General features: G+C 63.5%; 1 protein-coding gene. It reads right to left on the bottom strand.

Annotated elements, in window-relative coordinates:
- On the bottom strand, nucleotides 1-315 hold a 315-nt coding region (locus ACK59Z_RS25975), incomplete at both ends, for an immunoglobulin-like domain-containing protein (protein ID WP_409294019.1).

Genomic DNA, 315 nt, shown 5'->3' with positions numbered 1-315 from the left:
TTGCCGCCCGTGGCGTTCTCGATGGTGACGCTGACAGTCGAACCGTTGTTGTAGACGTCATTCGCCGGGGTCTGGAAATCAACACTGCCCTGGGTTTTGCCGGCTTCAACGGTGATGGTCTGGCCGTTGGACAGGGTCACGGTTACCGGCGTCTGGGCAGGGTTGCTCAGGGTCACGGTGTAAGTGATCACGCCACCTTCGGTGACCGACGGGCTCGCCGTCAGGGTCGCGGTGGTGGTGTCGACCGAGTCGTTGATCGTGGTCTGAGCCGGCGTCGGGTTCGGGGTCAGTTGCTCGAAGTTGCCGCCCGTGGCG

The sequence above is a fragment of the Pseudomonas sp. KCJK9058 genome (assembly GCF_046230975.1).
Classification (GTDB): domain Bacteria; phylum Pseudomonadota; class Gammaproteobacteria; order Pseudomonadales; family Pseudomonadaceae; genus Aquipseudomonas; species Aquipseudomonas alloputida.
Note: the sequence above shows the minus strand (reverse complement) of the source record. Positions and strands in the feature narration are given on the sequence as shown.